The organism is Buchnera aphidicola (Mollitrichosiphum nigrofasciatum) (genome assembly GCF_039388045.1).
Lineage (GTDB): Bacteria > Pseudomonadota > Gammaproteobacteria > Enterobacterales > Enterobacteriaceae > Buchnera_K > Buchnera_K aphidicola_B.
The window spans coordinates 153,767-173,144 of sequence record NZ_CP135015.1 but is presented as its reverse complement, the minus strand read 5'-3'; the positions used below and the strand labels follow the sequence as shown (position 1 = coordinate 173,144).

15 protein-coding genes and 1 pseudogene are annotated in these 19,378 nt (G+C 20.8%); 7 read left to right on the top strand and 9 right to left on the bottom strand.

Annotated elements, in window-relative coordinates; translation table 11 throughout:
- Positions 1 to 145: 145 nt before the first annotated feature.
- Positions 146 to 1,363, top strand: a complete 1,218-nt coding sequence (locus RJT30_RS00800; RefSeq protein WP_343190451.1) for an aminoacyl--tRNA ligase-related protein — start codon at positions 146 to 148, stop codon at positions 1,361 to 1,363.
- Here RJT30_RS00800 and dnaE read toward each other — a convergent pair.
- The 6 genes from dnaE to rpsB form a co-directional block, all read right to left on the bottom strand.
- The gene (dnaE, locus tag RJT30_RS00795) at positions 1,331 to 4,555 is read right to left on the bottom strand and encodes a DNA polymerase III subunit alpha (protein ID WP_343190450.1); all 3,225 of its coding nucleotides are present in this window, start codon (positions 4,553 to 4,555) and stop codon (positions 1,331 to 1,333) included. The two genes, RJT30_RS00800 and dnaE, sit on opposite strands and share 33 nt — an antisense overlap.
- A 99-nt stretch (positions 4,556 to 4,654) precedes the next feature.
- Positions 4,655 to 5,101 carry a 3-hydroxyacyl-ACP dehydratase FabZ gene (gene fabZ / locus RJT30_RS00790; protein ID WP_343190449.1) on the bottom strand — a complete coding sequence of 149 codons (447 nt, stop codon included), beginning with the start codon at positions 5,099 to 5,101 and terminating at the stop codon, positions 4,655 to 4,657.
- Positions 5,102 to 5,680: 579 nt separating this feature from the next.
- On the bottom strand, positions 5,681 to 6,250 hold the full coding sequence (locus RJT30_RS00785; protein WP_343190448.1) for a ribosome-recycling factor: 570 nt from the start codon (positions 6,248 to 6,250) through the stop codon (positions 5,681 to 5,683).
- 45 nt (positions 6,251 to 6,295) lie between these two features.
- Positions 6,296 to 7,018 carry a UMP kinase gene (gene pyrH, locus RJT30_RS00780; RefSeq protein WP_343190447.1) on the bottom strand — a complete coding sequence of 241 codons (723 nt, stop codon included), beginning with the start codon at positions 7,016 to 7,018 and terminating at the stop codon, positions 6,296 to 6,298.
- A gap of 100 nt (positions 7,019 to 7,118) precedes the next feature.
- Positions 7,119 to 7,904: a translation elongation factor Ts gene (tsf, locus tag RJT30_RS00775; protein ID WP_343190446.1), complete on the bottom strand. Its 786-nt coding sequence runs from the start codon at positions 7,902 to 7,904 to the stop codon at positions 7,119 to 7,121.
- A gap of 61 nt (positions 7,905 to 7,965) precedes the next feature.
- Positions 7,966 to 8,685, bottom strand: coding sequence for a 30S ribosomal protein S2 (gene rpsB, locus RJT30_RS00770; RefSeq protein WP_343190445.1), 720 nt, complete (start codon positions 8,683 to 8,685; stop codon positions 7,966 to 7,968).
- A gap of 171 nt (positions 8,686 to 8,856) precedes the next feature.
- On the opposite strand from rpsB, the gene map reads away from it, so the two are divergent.
- The gene (gene map, locus RJT30_RS00765) at positions 8,857 to 9,657 is read left to right on the top strand and encodes a type I methionyl aminopeptidase (RefSeq protein WP_343190444.1); all 801 of its coding nucleotides are present in this window, start codon (positions 8,857 to 8,859) and stop codon (positions 9,655 to 9,657) included.
- 51 nt (positions 9,658 to 9,708) lie between these two features.
- On the top strand, positions 9,709 to 10,530 hold the full coding sequence (gene dapD / locus RJT30_RS00760) for a 2,3,4,5-tetrahydropyridine-2,6-dicarboxylate N-succinyltransferase (protein ID WP_343190443.1): 822 nt from the start codon (positions 9,709 to 9,711) through the stop codon (positions 10,528 to 10,530).
- A 52-nt stretch (positions 10,531 to 10,582) separates the two neighbouring features.
- Here the strand turns inward: dapD and RJT30_RS00755 are convergent, their stop codons facing one another.
- Positions 10,583 to 12,022: a trypsin-like peptidase domain-containing protein gene (locus RJT30_RS00755; protein WP_343190442.1), complete on the bottom strand. Its 1,440-nt coding sequence runs from the start codon at positions 12,020 to 12,022 to the stop codon at positions 10,583 to 10,585.
- Positions 12,023 to 12,321: 299 nt separating this feature from the next.
- Here RJT30_RS00755 and ilvB point away from each other — a divergent pair, with 299 nt between their 5' ends.
- The 4 genes and pseudogenes from ilvB to erpA all read left to right on the top strand — a co-directional run bounded on the left by ilvB (position 12,322) and on the right by erpA (position 16,390).
- Entirely contained in the window at positions 12,322 to 14,043 is a 1,722-nt protein-coding gene (gene ilvB, locus RJT30_RS00750) for a biosynthetic-type acetolactate synthase large subunit (protein WP_343190441.1), read from the top strand.
- Between the two features lie 5 nt (positions 14,044 to 14,048).
- Entirely contained in the window at positions 14,049 to 14,534 is a 486-nt protein-coding gene (gene ilvN, locus RJT30_RS00745; RefSeq protein WP_343190440.1) for an acetolactate synthase small subunit, read from the top strand.
- Between the two features lie 59 nt (positions 14,535 to 14,593).
- Positions 14,594 to 15,511 carry a 16S rRNA (cytosine(1402)-N(4))-methyltransferase RsmH gene (rsmH, locus tag RJT30_RS00740; protein ID WP_343190439.1) on the top strand — a complete coding sequence of 306 codons (918 nt, stop codon included), beginning with the start codon at positions 14,594 to 14,596 and terminating at the stop codon, positions 15,509 to 15,511.
- 544 nt (positions 15,512 to 16,055) lie between these two features.
- Positions 16,056 to 16,390: pseudogene (erpA, locus tag RJT30_RS00735) on the top strand (iron-sulfur cluster insertion protein ErpA).
- Between the two features lie 196 nt (positions 16,391 to 16,586).
- Here erpA and lpdA read toward each other — a convergent pair.
- Together lpdA and RJT30_RS00725 are read right to left on the bottom strand one after the other, a co-directional pair.
- On the bottom strand, positions 16,587 to 17,993 hold the full coding sequence (lpdA, locus tag RJT30_RS00730) for a dihydrolipoyl dehydrogenase (protein ID WP_343190438.1): 1,407 nt from the start codon (positions 17,991 to 17,993) through the stop codon (positions 16,587 to 16,589).
- Between the two features lie 149 nt (positions 17,994 to 18,142).
- Positions 18,143 to 19,372: a dihydrolipoamide acetyltransferase family protein gene (locus tag RJT30_RS00725; protein ID WP_343190437.1), complete on the bottom strand. Its 1,230-nt coding sequence runs from the start codon at positions 19,370 to 19,372 to the stop codon at positions 18,143 to 18,145.
- Positions 19,373 to 19,378 lie beyond the last annotated feature (6 nt).

Sequence of the window (19,378 nt, the reverse complement as noted above, 5' to 3'; positions counted from 1 at the left end):
AAAATAAAAATATTCTTTAAATATTATAATATATTTAATGTACATAATACAATAAAATATATAAATATAATTTTTAAAAAAAAAAAGNAAAAAAAAAAAAAAATATGTTATAATTTTTAAAATCCATTAATAAAATATATATAATATGCGAATTACTAAATATCCATTATTTACTATCAAAGAAAAACCTCAAAACGCTGAACTAATCAGTAATGAATACATGTTAAGATCTGGTATAATTCAAAAAAACTCTTCAGGTTTATACACCTGGTTGCCTTTAGGATACAGGATATTAAAAAAAATTAAAAGAATAATTAGATATTATATGAAAAAAATTAATGGTATAGAAATATATATGCCAATTTTACAATCGTCAGAAATATGGAAAAAAAGCGGTCGTTTAAAATTATATGGTAAAGAGTTATTTAAAATTAATGATCGTAAAAAAAAAAAATTTATATTATCACCAACCAATGAGGAAATAATTACCCAATTAATAAAAAAAAATGTCAAAATTTTCCAAAATATTCCTATATTATTTTTTCAAATTCAAACGAAATTTAGAGATGAAATTCGGCCAAGTTATGGTGTAATACGTTCTAAAGAATTTATTATGAAAGATGCATATTCTTTCGACATAAGTAAAAAATCTTTACAAAAAACCTACAAAAAAATGTCCAAAATATATAAAAAAATATTTAAAAAAATGAATGTACAATTTAAAATTGAAAAAGCAGATGGTGGTAATATTGGTGATGGTTTATCACATGAATTTGTAACTATTACAGAAAGTATGCAAAATATTAAAAAAAAAAAAAAAATAAAAAAAAAAAAACTTGAAATAGGTCATATATTTCAATTAGGTGTAAAATATTCCAAAATTATGAATATATACACTAAAGATAATAATAAAAATAAAAAATATATATATATGGGTTGTTATGGTATAGGCATTACGAGATTAATTGCAGCTATTATTGAACAAAATAATGATCATAAGGGTATAATTTGGCCTAATGCTATTGCGCCTTTTACTGTATCTATAATACCTATACAAATAAAGAAAAATAAAAAAGTTAAATTAATATCAGAAAAAATATATAAAACCTTTAAAGAACAAAATATTGATGTATTTTTTTATGATAAAATAGAAAGAACAGGGATAATTTTTTCAGAAATAGAATTAATAGGAATTCCACATAATATTATAGTCAGTAATAAATATATTCAAAATAAAGAATTAGAATATCAAAATAGAAAAACAGGAGAAAAAAAAATATTCAAAATTAAAGATATATTTAAATACATACATAAAATATTAAAAAAAAAATCACGTAATAATTTTACAAGTAAAAGCAATTAAATTAAATTTATTAATAAATTTATTCATTCTTAAAGTACCAAAAATAACTATTACATTATCTTTATCTAAAATATTTTCAATTTTATTTAATAAAACATCATAAATTATCACTGATAATTTATCAAAATGATCGTTTATTATTAAAATAGCAATACGTTTATTATCTTTTATAAATTTAATTTTAATAGAAGAAATTATACCAAAAACACATATTTTTTTATTACAAAAACTAGAATTTAAATGTTTAATACGCAAACCTTTTGTATAAATAAAAGCTTTTTTAAAATATTCGTTAATTGGATTACCAGTCAAATAAAAACCTAAAGCTTCCCTTTCAAAATATAATTTCTCTAAATTTGACCATGAAATTTTATGATTTAAAAATTTATATTGTAATTCTATCAATTCGTAATTTTCATCTATAAATAATCTGACTTGCTTATTAAGTTTGTTTTTCCAATATTGTTTAGACCAATTTAAAAAATATTCTAAATTATTTTTTAAAAAAAAACGATCTAATTTTAAACAATCAAAAGCTCCAGAAAAAATCAATTTTTTAAATATATTTTTCGTAATAATTGCTCTATCAGTTCTTTTAAGAATATCATAAAAATTAATATACTTGCCATTAATGTTTCTTTCTTTAATTAAATAAAATATAGCATTTTTACCTATACCATTAATTGCTCCTAAACCATATACAATATTTCCAGAATCATGAACATGAAAATAATATTTACTTTTATTAATATTCGGGCTTATAATTTTTATATTAAATAAATGTGCTTCTTCTACTAAAGCAATTAACTTTTCTTTATTATCCATTTCTGCCGTCATAACTGAAGCAAGGAATTGAGAAGGGTAATGTGTTTTTAACCATAAAGTTTGATAAGAAATTAAAGCATACGCAACAGAATGTGATTTATTAAAACCATATCCAGAAAATTTATTTAATAAATTAAAAATTTTTAATGCAAAAGTTGAACTAATACCATTTCTTATAGCGCCTGTTTTAAAAGCAAGGCGTTGTTTATTCATATCTTTAATATCTTTTTTACTCATTGCTCTACGTAATATATCAGCACTACCTAAAGTAAAACCAGCCAAAACTTGCGCAATTTTCATAACTTGTTCTTGATATAATATAATTCCATATGTTGATTGTAAAATGGGTTTTAATAATCGATGTTGCCATTTTTTATCAGGATAAAAAATAACTTCTCTTCCATTTTTTCTATTAATAAAATTATCTACCATACCAGATTGTAATGGCCCAGGACGAAACAAAGCCACTAAAGACACAATATCTTCAAAACAATCTGGTTGTAAACGTTTTATTAAATCTTGTATTCCAAGAGATTCTAATTGAAAAACACCTCTAGTATTACCAGTACGCAATAAATCAAAACTATTTTTATCATATAAATTAATTGAATTAATATTTATTTTTTTTTTTTTACTTAATTTAAATTTTTTATTAATCATTTTAATAGTTCGATGCATTATAGTTAAAGTACGTAAACCTAAAAAATCAAATTTTACAAGACCAATTTTCTCTATATCGCTTTTATCAAACTGAGTCACTGGATTGTTTCCTGAATCATCACAATATACAGGTACAAAATCAATTATTTTCGTTGGAGCAATAACTAAACCACCCGCATGTTTACCTACATTACGTGTTACACCTTCCAATTGCTTTGCTAAATTTACAATAATTTTAACTTCATCATCATTATAATATAAATCTGTAAAAGCGCACTCTAAGGATAGAACTTTTTCTAAAGTAATACCTACATCTAAAGGAATTAATTTTGATATATGATTAATAAAACCATAAGGGTAACCTAAAACCCTACCTACATCACGTATTACAGCTTTTGCAGTCATTGTACCAAAAGTAATAATTTGAGCAACAGATTTTTTACCATAACGTTTCACTACATGTTCAATAACTTTATCTCTTTTCTCCATACAAAAATCAATATCAAAATCAGGCATAGAAACTCTTTCAGGATTTAAAAAACGTTCAAATAATAATTTAAATGTAATTGGATCTAATTCAGTAATATTCAATGCATAAGCTACTAACGAACCAGCTCCAGAACCTCTTCCAGGACCAACAGGTATATTTTTATTCTTAGCCCATTGAATAAATTCCATAACAATAAGAAAATAATCTAAAAAACCCATTTTTTTAATCACATTTAATTCATGATATAATCGTTTAAAATATTTCACACTTTTACTGATTCGTTTTTTTTTTTTAGGATATAAACTTTTAAGTCTTATTTTTAAACCACATTTACTTTTATTTTTTAAAAAATCATAAGAATTTTTAATACCAGTAGGAAAATTTGGTAAAAAATACTGATCTAAACAAATATTTACATTACACCGCTTAGCTATTTCTACACTATTTTGTAAACTATTAGGAAGATCTGAAAAAATAGCACACATTTCTAATTCACTACGCATGTATTGTTGATCACTATAATTATGTACAAAATGCAAACTATTTAAAGTGCAACTTTGATTAATTGCAACTCTAATTTTATGTGCGTAAAAATCATTTTTTCTTATAAAACATACATCATTAGTAGCAACAACTGGTATGTTATATAAAACAGATAATTTTATTACCTTATTTAAATATAACAACTCGTTTATACGTCCAGTTTTAGTAATTTCAATATAAAAATTATTTGCAAAATACTTTTTATAAAATTCTAAACATAAAATAATATTTTTATCGTTATTAAATATTATGCTCTTACCAATATCTCCAAAAATACCTCCTGATAATATTATTATACCTTTATGATATTTTTTTAACCAATTCTGTTTAATAATAGCTTGTGAATTATTAATTTTTTCTATATAAGATTTTGAAATCAAAGCAATTAAATTTTTATACCCTGTATTATTTTTAGCTAATAAAGTTATTTTGTAATTCTCATTTTTCATAATTTTCGAACTACAAAGTACATCTATTCCAATAATAGGTTTAATTCCATATTTATAAGCTGCCTGATAAAATTTTATAACTCCATAAAAATTATTATAATCTGTTATAGCAATAGCAGGCATATTTAAAGTATTAGCATGATGCAATAATTCACATGGTTTCGCTAACCCTTCAACTAATGAATAATCACTATGTACACGCAAATGTATAAATTTTGGTTGCAAGATTTTATTCCTATAAACATAAAAAATTAAAACATATAATATTGAAACATTATTTTAAAAATAATAATATTTTATAAAATAAACTATTAAAAAATAATTTTAAAAAGAACAAATTATTTCAGATTTGCACACAATATTATTTTTAACAATTACAGAACCATTAAAAAAGAAATTTTTAAAAACTATTTTAATTAAAGAAACATTAATAATCATTTGGTCGCCTGGTATAACAGATTTTTTAAAAAAAGTTTTTTTAATTCCAGCCAAAAAAAAATTTCTTTCTTTATAAAAGTGACATTTAAAACTATAAAATAATAACATCAAAGCAGCTTGAGCAATAATTTCAATAATTAAAACACCAGGAAAAATAGGATTATTTTTAAAATGACCTAAAAAAAAAGATTCATTTACTGTTGCATTTTTTAAAACACAAATATTTATAAATTTTTTTAATATTATAATTCTATCAATTAACAATAACGGATATCTATGTGGCAAAAAACCAAAAATTTCATTTATCAATAAATTACATCTTATATTATTCACAATTATCCTTAATAAAAATAATAAAAATGTTAAATATTACTTTTAAAAATCTTAATTATGATAGTAACTTAAAATATTATAAAAAATATTTTAATATCTAGAATTTAATTTAAAATATTAAAATAATAATAAAAAATTTTAACAACATAAATAAAAAATTCAATCATTATAATAAAATTTTTATTATTAGATTTTTTTTAAAAAAACTTATCATTCTAATTATAATTAAAAATTTAATAAAATATTTAATATTTTAACTAACAATTTAAAGCAAAATCCGTTAAAAAATTTTAAATTTAAATTTTATTTTTTTAAAAAAAAATTAAAAGAACTATATTATAATAAATATTAAAAAATATTTACTAAAAAAATTTACTAAAAAAAACAATATTTTAAATATTAAAAATAATATATTATATATATAAAGTATTTTAAATTTATAATATAAAACTATTAAATGTATTTATTACAACTTTATATTTACAAATTTTTTATTATTTATCTAAATTATATAATAAAAAAATTATATATGTATTAAAAAATAACTCTTTAAGATATAATATATATTTATACGCAATTTTAAATTTTTTTTATAGAATTTATTTTTTTTAAAATAATTTTATCAATTTTTAAAATATTCTCATCCGTTAATAATTGTATTTTATTTAAATACAAATGTTCTTCATCAAGACTAATTTGTTTATTTTTAGACAATAATTTTATTTTTTCATTACCTTCTCTTCGAATATTACGAATATTAATTTTTGCATTTTCTGATTCTAATTCAAATATTTTAACTATTTTATTTTTTTTTTCAGTAGTTAAAACTGGAAAAGGAATAAAAATATGATTATCTGCCGTATATGGATATAAATCTAAATTTTTCAGAATAATAGAGTTTTTAATAATATTTACCATAGACTTGTCAAAAACAGTAATTTGCACTGTTGTGGAATTTTTCACAATAATATTAGAAATATTTTTCAAAGGTGTGGGAACGTTATAATAATCAATAATAATATTATTAAATATATCTACTGAAGGTTTTCCGATATTAAACTTATCAATTTTAATATTAAAATTTTTTATTTTTTTTTTCATTAATAAAAAAATATTATTTAAAATATCACTTGAAACATTAGAAAACATATTTACACCTCAAATAATAATTATAATGAAAGATATAAAATATAGCTAAATTATTAAAGTTCCTTCTTTTTCACCTGTAATAATGCGATATAATATACCTGGTTTATTTATATTAAACACGCGAATTGGTAAATTATTATCTTTTGCTAAAATTATAGACACTAAATCCATAACTTGCAATTTACGATCTAAAACTTCTTGATATGTTAATTTTTTATACATCTTAGCATCTAGATTAATTTCTGGATCACAAGAATATACACCATTAACTTTAGTTCCTTTTAAAACAATATCAACATGCATCTCAATGCCTCGCAAACATGCGGCTGTATCTGTAGTAAAATTAGTATTTCCAATCCCTGCTACAAAAATAACTACTTTTTTTTTTGATAAATAATCCATTGCTTTTTTCCAATCATAATGCATGCAAATACCATTTATAGGAACAGCAGACATTAAACAAGCATTGATATTATTTTTATTCATAATATCTCTAATTGCTAAACCATTCATTATAGTAGATAACATTCCAATATTATCTGATATAACTGAACTAATACCTATTTTTTTTAATTCTGATCCTCTAAAAAGATTACCCCCACCAACTACTATACCAATTTCAATTCCACAATTTACTAAAAATTTTATTTCATTTACTATACTTAATATTTTTTTTGCGTCTATTCCAAATTTATTCGCGCCTTGTAAAAACTCACCACTTAATTTTAATAAAATTCTTTTATATAAAATTTCTGTATTTTTATACATAAAAAACCCTGAAATTATAAAATTTAATATATAATATTAATAAAATTTATTTATATAAAATAAAATATATTTTTAAATCTATTAATATTAAATTGAATATCTAAATAGAAAATCTGACAAAAGACAAAATAGAAATATTATTTTTTTTAAGAAAATCACCAACATTAACATTCTTTTCAAAAATAAATTCTTGACCAAGTAAAGTATTATCATTAATAAACTTCTGCATTCTACCTTGAACTATCTTTTTAGAAATTTCTAACGATTTTTTTGTATTTAATGCAATTTCCATTTGTACATTATATTCCCGTTTTAAAATATATTCCGGTATATCTTTTTCATTTAAATATTTCGGTGAACATGCAGCAATATGCATAGCTATCTTTTTTATTAAACATGATGAATTTGCTATACCATCAACTAAAACTGCAATTTTAAAACCATGTAAATAAAAAGAAATTAAATTCTCACTCTTTAAAAAAAAAGTTTTCTTTATAATTATATTTTCACCAAATCTTAAAACTAGATTTTTTCTTTCTTGATCAAAAATTTTATTAATAAATTCTATATTACCATTTTCTTCTAATAAAATAAAATTAATAATTTTTTCACCAAATTTCTTAAAAATCTCATTTCTAGCAACAAAATCAGTTTCACAATTTAATTCTAAAATACCTCCCATTTTATTTTTAACAGATGCAAATACCGATCCTTGATTTATACTTTTAGAAGATTTTTGTTCAATTTTTAAATTACCAGATTTTCTTAAATAATCTACAGATAATTCAATATCATTATTATTTGTAATTAAAGCATTTTTACATTCAATAACTCCCAAACCAGTTATATCTCTTAATTTTTTAATAAGATTTACATCTAAATGCATATATTCATCCTTACAATTATAATTTTAAATTTCATAAATACTATTATAAAAATAAAAAATATTAAACTAAATCTATTTTATCCATTATATTATCTAAATCATTTTTATTACAATTTATAATAACTTTTTGCACTACACCAAGATATAATTTAATTGCTCTTAAAGCATCATCATTACCTGGTATAATATAATCAATTTTATCTGGATTAGAATTAGTATCCACTACAGAAAATACAGAGATGCCTAAATTATTAGCTTCTCTAATAGCAATTTTTTCATGTTCTGCGTCAATTACAAATATAGCATCAGGTAAACCACCCATATTTTTAATTCCACCTAAACTATTTTCTAATTTTAATAAATTCTTTAACCTTATTAAACCTTCTTTTTTAGTTAATTTCTCAAATGTACCATCTTTAGATTGCATATCTAATTCTTTTAATTTGTTAATTGATTGACGAACTGTTTTCCAATTTGTTAACATTCCTCCTAACCAACGATGATTAACATAAAACTGTTTACAAATAATAGCAGTTTCTTTAATTATTGTACTAGCAACTTTTTTAGTTCCAACAAATAAAATTTTACCTTTATGTAAAGCTATTTTTTTTAATTCTGAAATAGCCATAATAAACATCGGTAATGTTTTTTCTAAATTTATAATATGTATTTTATTTCTTGCGCCAAAAATAAAAGGTTTCATTTTTGGATTCCAATAACGTGTTTGATGCCCAAAATGAACACCGGCTTTTAACATATCTTTCATAGAAACAATAGACATACAATCTCCTTTAATAAATTTTTTATATTAAAATTTATATTTTATATCATAAAGATACTAATTAATATAATTTATAAAAAATATTTAAAATAAATACAATAAATATTGTATATTACTGTAAGTTTTCAATAAAATAAAATATTAATCTGATTTGAAGGTTTAAAATTTACAATGTATATAAAAAAAAAAGCAGAAATCACAAAAATACGAAAATCCGGGATTATTGTAGCAAAAATATTAGAAAATATTAAAAAATATATTAAACCTGGAATAAGTACAAATAAATTAAATAAAATTTGTCATGAACTTATAATACAGGAAAAATCAGTCCCAGCATGTTTAGGATATAAAGGTTTTCCAAAATCTGTTTGTATTTCTGTCAATGATGTTGTATGTCATGGTATACCAAATAAAACTGAAATTCTAAAAAATGGAGATATATTAAACATAGATGTTACAATAATTAAAGATGGATATCATGCAGATGCATCTAAAATGTTTTATGTTGGATATATTTCAAAAGAAAATAACATACTATGTCAAGAAGCGCAAAAAAGTCTATACTGTGCATTAAAAGTAATTAAACCAGGAATTTTAATAAACAAAATAGGTTATGCAATACAAAAAAATATTAGAAAAACAAGTTTTTCAATAGTAAAAAATTATTGCGGGCATGGAATTGGTAAAAAATTCCACGAAAAACCGCAAATATTACATTATTATTGCAAACAAGACAACCAAATTATATTAAAAAAAGGTATGATATTTACTGTTGAACCAATGATTAATTTAGGTAGTGATAAAGTACAAATTATGTCAGATAACTGGACGGTTAAAACAATAGATAAAAAACCATCAGCACAATATGAACATACTATATTAGTTACAAAATATGGTTGTGAAATATTAACACACCAATCAACAGAAAAAATACCAAAAAAACTAAACAATATAATTAAAGAAAAAACTTAAAAACATTAAAAACTTAATATATTTTATTAAAAAAAAATTAGGATAATGACAATGTATAATATTAAAAAAAATATAGAAAAAGCATTTGACAAAAATAAAAAAATTTCCGAAATAATGCAAGATAATATACTAATTGAAAATATAAAAACAGTAATAAAAAATTTAAATACCGGAAAAATACGCGTAGCAAATAAAATAAATAAAAAATGGATAACTAATGAATGGATCAAAAAAACAATAATGTTATATTTTCAAATTAAAAAAAATAAACTAATAAAAGTTAAAAATTTAAAATTTTTCGATAAAATTCCTTTAAAATATACAAATTATACTAAAGAAAACTTCGAACATGATCAAGTGCGAATTACACCTACAGCTAACGTTCGTTATGGTGCATTCCTTAATAAAAATGTTATATTAATGCCATCTTATGTAAATATTGGGGCATATATAGATGAAGGAACAATGATAGATACCTGGGCTACAGTAGGTTCATGTGCACAAATTGGAAAAAATGTACATTTATCTGGAGGAGTTGGAATAGGTGGAGTTTTAGAACCTATACAAAATAATCCTACTATTATTGAAGATAATTGCTTCATAGGAGCGCGTTCAGAAATAGTAGAAGGAGTAATTATTGAAAAAAATTCTGTAATTTCTATGGGGGTATATATTGGTCAAAGTACTAAAATATATGATAGAGAAAAAGACAAAATATATTATGGTAAGGTTCCTAAAAATTCCGTTGTAGTTTCTGGAAGCTTGCCATCTAAAGATAAAAAATACAGCTTATATTGCGCTGTAATAGTTAAAAAAGTAGATGCAAGAACATTAAGTAAAACTGAATTAAATAAATTATTAAGACAGTCATAAATATTTAAATATAATACAAAACGGTTCGTATTCAAAATTCGAACCGTTAGAATTAATGAATTATAAAAAAAACAAAACTATTATTTTTATAAATATAAAAAACAGTAGATTCTAAATTACTATACATAAGATATTTAATTAAATTTTTAGAAAATACATTATAATTATTCACAGATAAAATAATATCTGATTCACGAAAATTACAATAATATATCCAACTATTTTTTTTAATATCATTTATTTTTAAAAAAAATTTATTATTTTTTATATAATCTATTATATTTCGCTTATTAAATATAATATCAATATTATAATACTTATTAAATTTTAATAAAAATTTATATAAAACTAAATCAATTTTATATACAATATTCCTTCTAATAACTTTTAAATGCGCTATTTTATCAATATTTTGCAACATTATATTCATACGAAAAGATAAAAAATCTGTTACTCGATTATTATTTACAGAAATAATCATATCTCCTAATTGTATATCTGAAAAATAAAAAACAGAAAAAAAAGATATATTATTTATTAATAAACCTCTTTGAGAATAAATATTATTTATTTTAGATATATTATAATTAATATTTACTGAAGAAAAATTAAAAATATAATTATTAAAAACCTGTAAATTACTAATTCTATTTAACATAATATCTACTACTTCAATTGGAATAGAAAAACCTATACCTACATTACCACCATTATTGGAAAAAACCGCTGTATTAATTCCAATTAATTCTCCATTTATATTTAATAAAGCTCCACCAGAATTTCCTTGATTAATTGCAGCATCTATTTGTATAAAATTTTCAAAATATTCAATACCTAATTTAGTGCGATTTAATGAAGAAATAATTCCAGAAGTAACAGTATTTTCTAATCCATAAGAATTCCCAATAGCTATAACTTTATCTCCAACATGAGTATTATTTTTATTTACAATATTAATAGATATTAAATCACGAACGTTATTTATTTTAATTATAGCTATATCAATATTTACATCTTTAATAATAAGATCTGCTGTATATATTCGACCATCGTACAACTTTACATAAATTTTATTTGCATTTTTTATTACATGATTATTGGTAATTATATATCCCTTACGACTGTTAACGATAACACCAGAACCTAAGGAAGTATTCCTAAAAAATTTATATTTTTTAACATGATGTGTAAAATTTTTTGTTTTTTTACATATATGTGAAAAAAAATATGGTGAAAAGTTATTACAAAAAGGATATTTTTTTTTAAAAAAAAAATTAATTTTTGAATTTAGTATACTATCGTTAATAACATTTTCTTCACATATAACACTCACCATAGATGGTAAAACTTTTTCAAGAATTTCATGAAAATTTAAATTTTTATTTTGTAATAATTGTTTATTTAAAAAAAATAAAAAATTTTTATTTATATAAAAAATTTTTAAAAAAAATAAAATAAAAAATAACAAAAAAAATAAATTATATTTTTTCATATAAGATTTTTTTAAAAAAATAATAATTAAAACAACATATTATTTATAATACAAATAATTACATAAATAATTTTATTATTTTAAATATATACAATATTATATATTTAAATATATAATATTTAATAAATTACAAATAATATATTACAAATATAACATAAATAATAAATTTAAATATTAAAAAAATAAAAAATCATATTAATCACATATAGATACATTATAGTAATATTATAATTTATAATGGATAGTTTATAAAAATATTTCTATATTTAGGAAAATATACCAAATATAATGGAGAAAAAATGAAAATGTTATCCGGTTCAGAAATGGTAATTAAATCATTAATAAAAAATAAAGTACAATATATATTTGGATATCCAGGAGGAGCTGTATTAGATATATATGACGCATTATATACTATAGGAGGAATAAAACATATTTTAGTTCGTCACGAACAAGCTGCCACTCATATGGCTGATGGTTATGCAAGAGCAACAGGTAAAATAGGAGTAGTACTTGTAACCTCTGGGCCTGGAGCTACAAATGCTATTACTGGAATTGCTACAGCTTATATGGATTCAATACCCATGATTATAATTTCAGGGCAAGTAGATTCCGCTTTAATTGGTTATGATGCATTTCAAGAATGTGATATGATAGGTATTTCTAGACCTATAGTCAAACACAGTTTTTTAGTTAAAAAAACAGAAGATATTCCTAAAATATTTAAAAAAGCATTTTGGATTGCAAACACTGGCAGACCAGGACCAGTGGTAATAGATTTACCAAAAGATATACTAAATATTAGAAATAAAAAAGAATATTTATATCCTAAGAAAATATTAATACGTTCATATAATCCAACACAAAAATTTAAAACAACAAAAAAAATAAAAAAAATATTAAAAACATTATTTTTAGCAAATCAACCAATAATATATATAGGAGGAGGTGTTGTTAACTCTAACAGTTCAAAAGAAATTTTATATTTAGCAGAGAAATTAAATTTACCTGTAACTACAACACTAATGGCATTAGGCGCGTTTCCAGGATCACACCCACAATGCTTAGCAATGTTAGGCATGCATGGAACATATGAAGCTAATATGTCTATGCATAATTCAGATTTAATTTTTGCCATAGGGGTTAGATTTGATGATCGTACTACAAATAACTTAGAAAAGTATTGTCCAAAAGCAAAAATAATACATATAGATATTGATCCAACTTCCATTTCAAAAACTGTAAATGCAGACTTATATATTATTGGTGATGCTAAAAAAATTCTTACTAAAATATGTAATATTCTTAAACTTATAAAAAAAAAAAAAAAACTAAACAATTGGTGGTATCAAATTAAAAAATGGAAAGATAAAAAAAGTTTAAATTTTATACAAAATAAAAAAAAAATAAAACCACAAAGTGTCATTCAATGTATTTATAAATTAACCAAAGGAAAAGCATATATAACATCAGATGTAGGACAACATCAGATGTTCACTGCGTTATATTATATTTTTAATAAACCTAGAAGATGGATTAATTCCGGAGGTTTAGGAACTATGGGATTTGGCTTACCTGCAGCGTTAGGTGTAAAATTAGCATTTCCAAAAAAAACCGTTATTTGCATTACTGGTGATGGCAGTATACAAATGAATATTCAAGAATTAGCAACAGCTATGCAATATAAAATACCAATTTTAATTTTAAATTTAAATAATTACGCATTAGGAATGGTTAAACAATGGCAAGATATTATTTATTATGGAAGACATTCACAATCTTATATGAAATCTTTACCAAACTTTATGCAATTAGCGCAATCATATGGACACATAGGTATAAATATAGAAAATTTTTATAATTTAAAAGAAAATTTAAAAAAATCATTAAAATATGTTAAAAAAGGAAAATTAGTGTTAGTAAATATAATAATAGATTTTTCTGAACATGTTTACCCAATGCAAATACGTGGTGGAGGTATGAATGAAATGCATCTTAGAAAAAAATATAAGGAAGAATAAAAAAAATGGGAAAAATTTTATCTATTCTATTAGAAAATGAATTCGGTGCGTTATCTAGAGTAATAGGATTATTTGCACAAAGAGGATATAATATTGATAGTTTAACTGTTGCACCAACAGAAGATCATACTTTATCATTAGTAACGATTAAAACTATTAGTAATGAGAAATGCTTTGAACAAATAAAAAAACAATTATATAAATTAATTGATGTATTAAAAGTCAATCAAATAAAATCAAAAAAACATATTAAAATAGAAACTATGTTAATAAAAACAAAAAAAATAACCACAAAAAAAAAAAATTTACTAAAAATAATTAAAAAAAAAATAAAATTTGATTTTATATATCAATCAGAAAAAATTTCTATAATACAAATTACAAATATACATACAATTCTTAAGCGATTTCTTAATAAAATAAATAAAATAATAAAAATAATAAAAATTTCAAGATCTGGAGTAATAAGCATTTCAAAAAAAAGTTTTTAAAAAAATAAAAAATATAATATAATATTCATAAGTGAACAACAAAAAATCATATTAAAAAAATGTTATTACATAAAACTGTATTATTAAATGAATCAATAAAAGCTTTAAATATTCTAAAAAATGGAATATATATAGATGGAACATTTGGTCATGGAGGGCATTCAAAAAAAATTTTAGATAAATTAGATAAAGGTTTTTTATATGCTTTTGATAAAGACCCTTATGCTTGTAAATATGCAAAAAAAATAAATCATACTCAATTTAAAATAATAAATGATAATTTTTCTAAAATAAAAAAATATTTAGAAATGAAAAAAATAAAAGGAAAAGTAAATGGAATTTTACTAGATTTAGGTATTTCTTCAATTCAATTATATGATTCTAAAAGAGGTTTTTCTTTTTTAAAAAATGGGCCATTAGATATGCGTATAAATCAAAGAGAAAAAATATCTATTTCAAAATGGATCCAAAAGAATAATGAAAAAAAAATACAAAAAATATTAAAAAAATATGGAAATGAAAAATTCTCAAAAAGTATTGCTAAAGCTATATTTTTTGAAAAAAAAAATATCCAAACTACACATGATCTAGCTAAAATTATAAAAAAAAACACACCTAATACCTTACAATATCAAAAATCATTAAAAAAAACTTTTTTAGCTTTTCGTATATATATCAATAAAGAAACACAAGCACTAAAAAAAATACTAAAACAAGTTGAATTTATTTTAAAACCTAAAGGACGTTTAGTAATAATAACATTCAATCCTATAGAAAATAAAATAATAAAGAATTTTATAAAAAAAAACAATAAAAAACATAACATACCACCTGAAATTCCCATAACTGATAAAGAAATTAAAAAAATACACAATATTAAATTTAAAATATTTAAAAAAATAAAACCGAGTATACATGAAAAATATTATAACACTAAATCTCGTAATGCAGTATTAAGAATTATAGAGAAATTATAATATATAAAAATATTATTTTAAAATAAAATATATAAATCATATTATAATACATAATATTAATTATAATAAATTTTCAATATATTCATATTATAAAATTTATTAAATCATTTATTTAATACTTTAAATATATTTATTTTATTCTAAAATAATAAATAAAAAAATTTAAAAAAATAAATTTATATTTTAAAATATATCAAAATTATAAATTATATTTATAAAAATAAATTATTTAAAAATAATAATACAAAATTAATTAAATAAATTATTTAATAAAATAAATAAAAAATATTTTCTTAAAAAAAAAATGAAAAAAATATAAAAAATATATTAAATTTAAACATTAATCTAAAGAAAAAATATTCCACCAAGTAAAAAACAAAATACTACGATATACAATATAAAAAATTTAACTTATTAAAAATATAAATATTAATTTTATATTAAACTGTATTAATTTTTAAAAATATTTAATATAAAAATTTTTTTATTTTTAAATATAACAAGAATGTTAAAACATATTCTTAAATATATAATAAGGTTATATATGAAAAAAATATCAAAAAAAATAAAAATCACAAAACCTGCAATTAAAAAAATAACAAACCTAAAAAACAAAAATAAAACAAAAAATCTAAGAATATTTATTAAAGGAGGAGGGTGTAATGGATTCCAATATCAATTTCATTTAGATGAAAAAATTAATAATGATGATATATTAATTAAAAAAAAAAACATACTTCTAATAATTGACGTAATAAGTATCAATATTTAATAGGATCAACTATTGATTTTTCAGAAAACTTAGAAGGATCAAAATTCATTATTCATAATCCACAAGCTAGAAACACATGTGGATGCGGTGCATCATTTAATATATAAATATTTGGATATCCTATTTAAAATAATAAGGATACCCAAATATTAATTTGAAAAATTAATTAATTTTTATAAACATTTCAAATAAAATATTTAAAAAATATTTTTCAATAATATCAAATATATAAAAAATGTTTAAAAATAAAGTAAAAAATAAACATAAAAATTCAATATTTATTTTCAAATGCTTAAAAATATTTTATTTAACATTTATAATATCAGTTACCGTACCTTGAAAAATTTCAGCAGTTAATCCAATAGTTTCATATAAAGTAGGATGAGCATGGATAGTTAAAGCTATATCTTCAGCATCACAACCCATTTCAATAGCTAAAGATATTTCAGATAACAATTCACCTGCATTACTACCTATAATTGAACCACCTATAATTTTACAAGTATCTCGATTAAAAATTAATTTAGTTAAACCAAAAGCAGAATTTACAGCAATAGCTCTTCCTGAAGCACTCCATGGAAAAGAAACTGCTTTATAATTTATTTTTTTAATTATAGCTTGCTCTTCATTAATACCAACCCAAGCTACTTCAGGATCAGTATAAGCAATTGAAGGAATTACTTGAGGTTCAAAAAAATGATTTTTACCAGATATAACTTCTGCTGCTATATGCGCTTGATGTATAGCTTTATGAGCTAACATAGGTTCACCAACAATATCTCCAATAGCATAAATATTATTAATATTTGTTTTCATTTGTTTATTAACTTTAATAAAACCTTTATCATTTAACTTTAAACCAATACTATCTATTTTTAATAATTTAGTATCAGGATATCTACCTATACAAACAATTATATTATCATATTTTTTTTTACTTTTTAAACCATTTTGATTTACTATAGTTACTATATATCTACAATTATCCTTTTTAATACAAGAAACATGTGCTGCACGTAATAAATTAAATTCATTTTCAATATTTTTTTTAAATATTTTCATTATATCATTATCTACCATAGATAATAATTTTTTTGAATTATCTACTACATCTACTGTAGAACCAAATGAACTATACAAAGTAGCTAATTCTAAACCTATAACACCACCACCTATAATTAATAAATTACTAGGTATTTTAGGAAAATTTAAAGCTTGAGTAGAATTCCATAAACCAGAAATTTTTAAAGGCAAATCAACAGATTTAGAACCAATTGCAATAATACAATACTCAAATTTAATTAAAATTTTACTATTTTGATTAACAACTGAAATTGTATTATGATCAATAAAAGAACCAATTCCATAAATTATTTTCACATTTCTAAATTTAGCAATATTTTGCAAACCACTGCTGATTTTATTAACAACAGAGTTTTTCCAATTATGTAAGGAATCTACATTTAATTTTGGAAAAGAATTAAAAATTCCTTTTTTATATAATTCTCGTGTATCTTTAAAAATTTTAGCTATATGTAATAATGTTTTAGATGGAATACAACCTACATTTAAACATACACCACCTAATTTATTATAACGTTCAATTAATATTGTATTTAAACCTAAATCCGAACAACGAAAAGCAGCAGAATAACCAGCAGGACCCGCTCCAATAACCACAACTTTAGTAGTAATTACATGATCTTTCATAATATTTACCTTGATAATAATAAATGTTAATCATATTAAGATTTTCAATAATATATTTTTAAAAATATTCCCGAAATATATACATATTAAATATTATAATTATAAATAATTTTTAAAAATAGATAATAAAAATAAATACATACATTTATTTACATTAATAAATAACGTATATCAGATATTAATTCATTCATAGAAAAAATAAATTCACCTGCATCTACTCCATTAATAACTCTATGATCATATGATAAAGAAATAGGTAAAATTATTCTTTCAATTAATTTTTTATTAATTAAATTAGGTTTTAAAATTACTCTAGACATACCTAAAATCGAAACTTCCGGAAAATTAATAATAGGTGTAAAAAAACCACCACCAAATTTACCCAAATTTGAAACAGTAAAAGTACCTGAATTCATTTCTGTTAACAATAATTTTCGATTATGAGCTTTTTTAGATAACACATGAATATCATCAACAATATCTAAAATTTTTTTTTTATACACATTTTTAATTACAGGGATGAATAAACCATGTATAGTATTTACAACTATACCAATATTTATATTTTTTTTAAGAATTATCTGATTATTATGTAAATCTAAAGAACTATTAAATTTAGGAAATTTTTTTAAAACTTGAGCAACTATTTTTAAAATAAAAGGTAATAAAGTAATTTTTGTATTTAATTTTAAAGAATTAATATTTGTATTATATTTTATACGAAAATTTTCTAATTCAGTAATATCAAGATCTTCAAAATGCGTTACATGTGGTATATTTTTCCAACTCTTTTTTAAATTAAAAATTATATTTTTTTGTATATTGTTAAATTTTATACTTTTTATTGTTTCACAATCATTAATATTTTTATTAGATGATGTAACATTATCTAATATTTTTTTTTGATTTAAATTATTTAAATAATGGTCAATATCTTCTCTAAGAATACGGCCTTTTCTACCAGTTCCAGAAACTCTTGATATATCTATTTTATTTAAACGAATTAATCGACGTATTAACGGTGAAGCATGATTTGTTTTTTGTTTTTTAATATATTTTTTCTTGAAATATGATTTTCTACTTAAATTTTTATTTCTAATAATATCATTATCTACATTTTTTTTTTCTTTATTTTGTAGTATTTTTTCTTTAATAGTTAAAACACATATTTTATCATTAGTATGTATTTTATCACCAATTTTAACAAATATTTCTTTAATTATTCCATCTTCAGGTGATGGAATTTCTATAGCAGATTTATGCCCTTCTATGTTTAATATACCTTGATTTTTTTTTATAAATTTATCACTATGAACCAAAATTTCTACTACTTCCGCTTCATCAATTCCAATATCCGGTAGTTGCACTATAATATCCACTATATA

Coding starts and splice junctions, on each gene's coding strand:
- RJT30_RS00800 (WP_343190451.1), top strand. CDS start 146: ATGCGAATTACTAAATATCCATTATTTACTATCAAAGAAAAACCTCAA.
- RJT30_RS00785 (WP_343190448.1), bottom strand. CDS start 6,250: ATGTTTTCTAATGTTTCAAGTGATATTTTAAATAATATTTTTTTATTA.
- pyrH (WP_343190447.1), bottom strand. CDS start 7,018: ATGTATAAAAATACAGAAATTTTATATAAAAGAATTTTATTAAAATTA.
- tsf (WP_343190446.1), bottom strand. CDS start 7,904: ATGCATTTAGATGTAAATCTTATTAAAAAATTAAGAGATATAACTGGT.
- rpsB (WP_343190445.1), bottom strand. CDS start 8,685: ATGTCTATTGTTTCTATGAAAGATATGTTAAAAGCCGGTGTTCATTTT.
- map (WP_343190444.1), top strand. CDS start 8,857: ATGTATATAAAAAAAAAAGCAGAAATCACAAAAATACGAAAATCCGGG.
- dapD (WP_343190443.1), top strand. CDS start 9,709: ATGTATAATATTAAAAAAAATATAGAAAAAGCATTTGACAAAAATAAA.
- RJT30_RS00755 (WP_343190442.1), bottom strand. CDS start 12,022: ATGAAAAAATATAATTTATTTTTTTTGTTATTTTTTATTTTATTTTTT.
- ilvB (WP_343190441.1), top strand. CDS start 12,322: ATGAAAATGTTATCCGGTTCAGAAATGGTAATTAAATCATTAATAAAA.
- ilvN (WP_343190440.1), top strand. CDS start 14,049: ATGGGAAAAATTTTATCTATTCTATTAGAAAATGAATTCGGTGCGTTA.
- rsmH (WP_343190439.1), top strand. CDS start 14,594: ATGTTATTACATAAAACTGTATTATTAAATGAATCAATAAAAGCTTTA.
- lpdA (WP_343190438.1), bottom strand. CDS start 17,993: ATGAAAGATCATGTAATTACTACTAAAGTTGTGGTTATTGGAGCGGGT.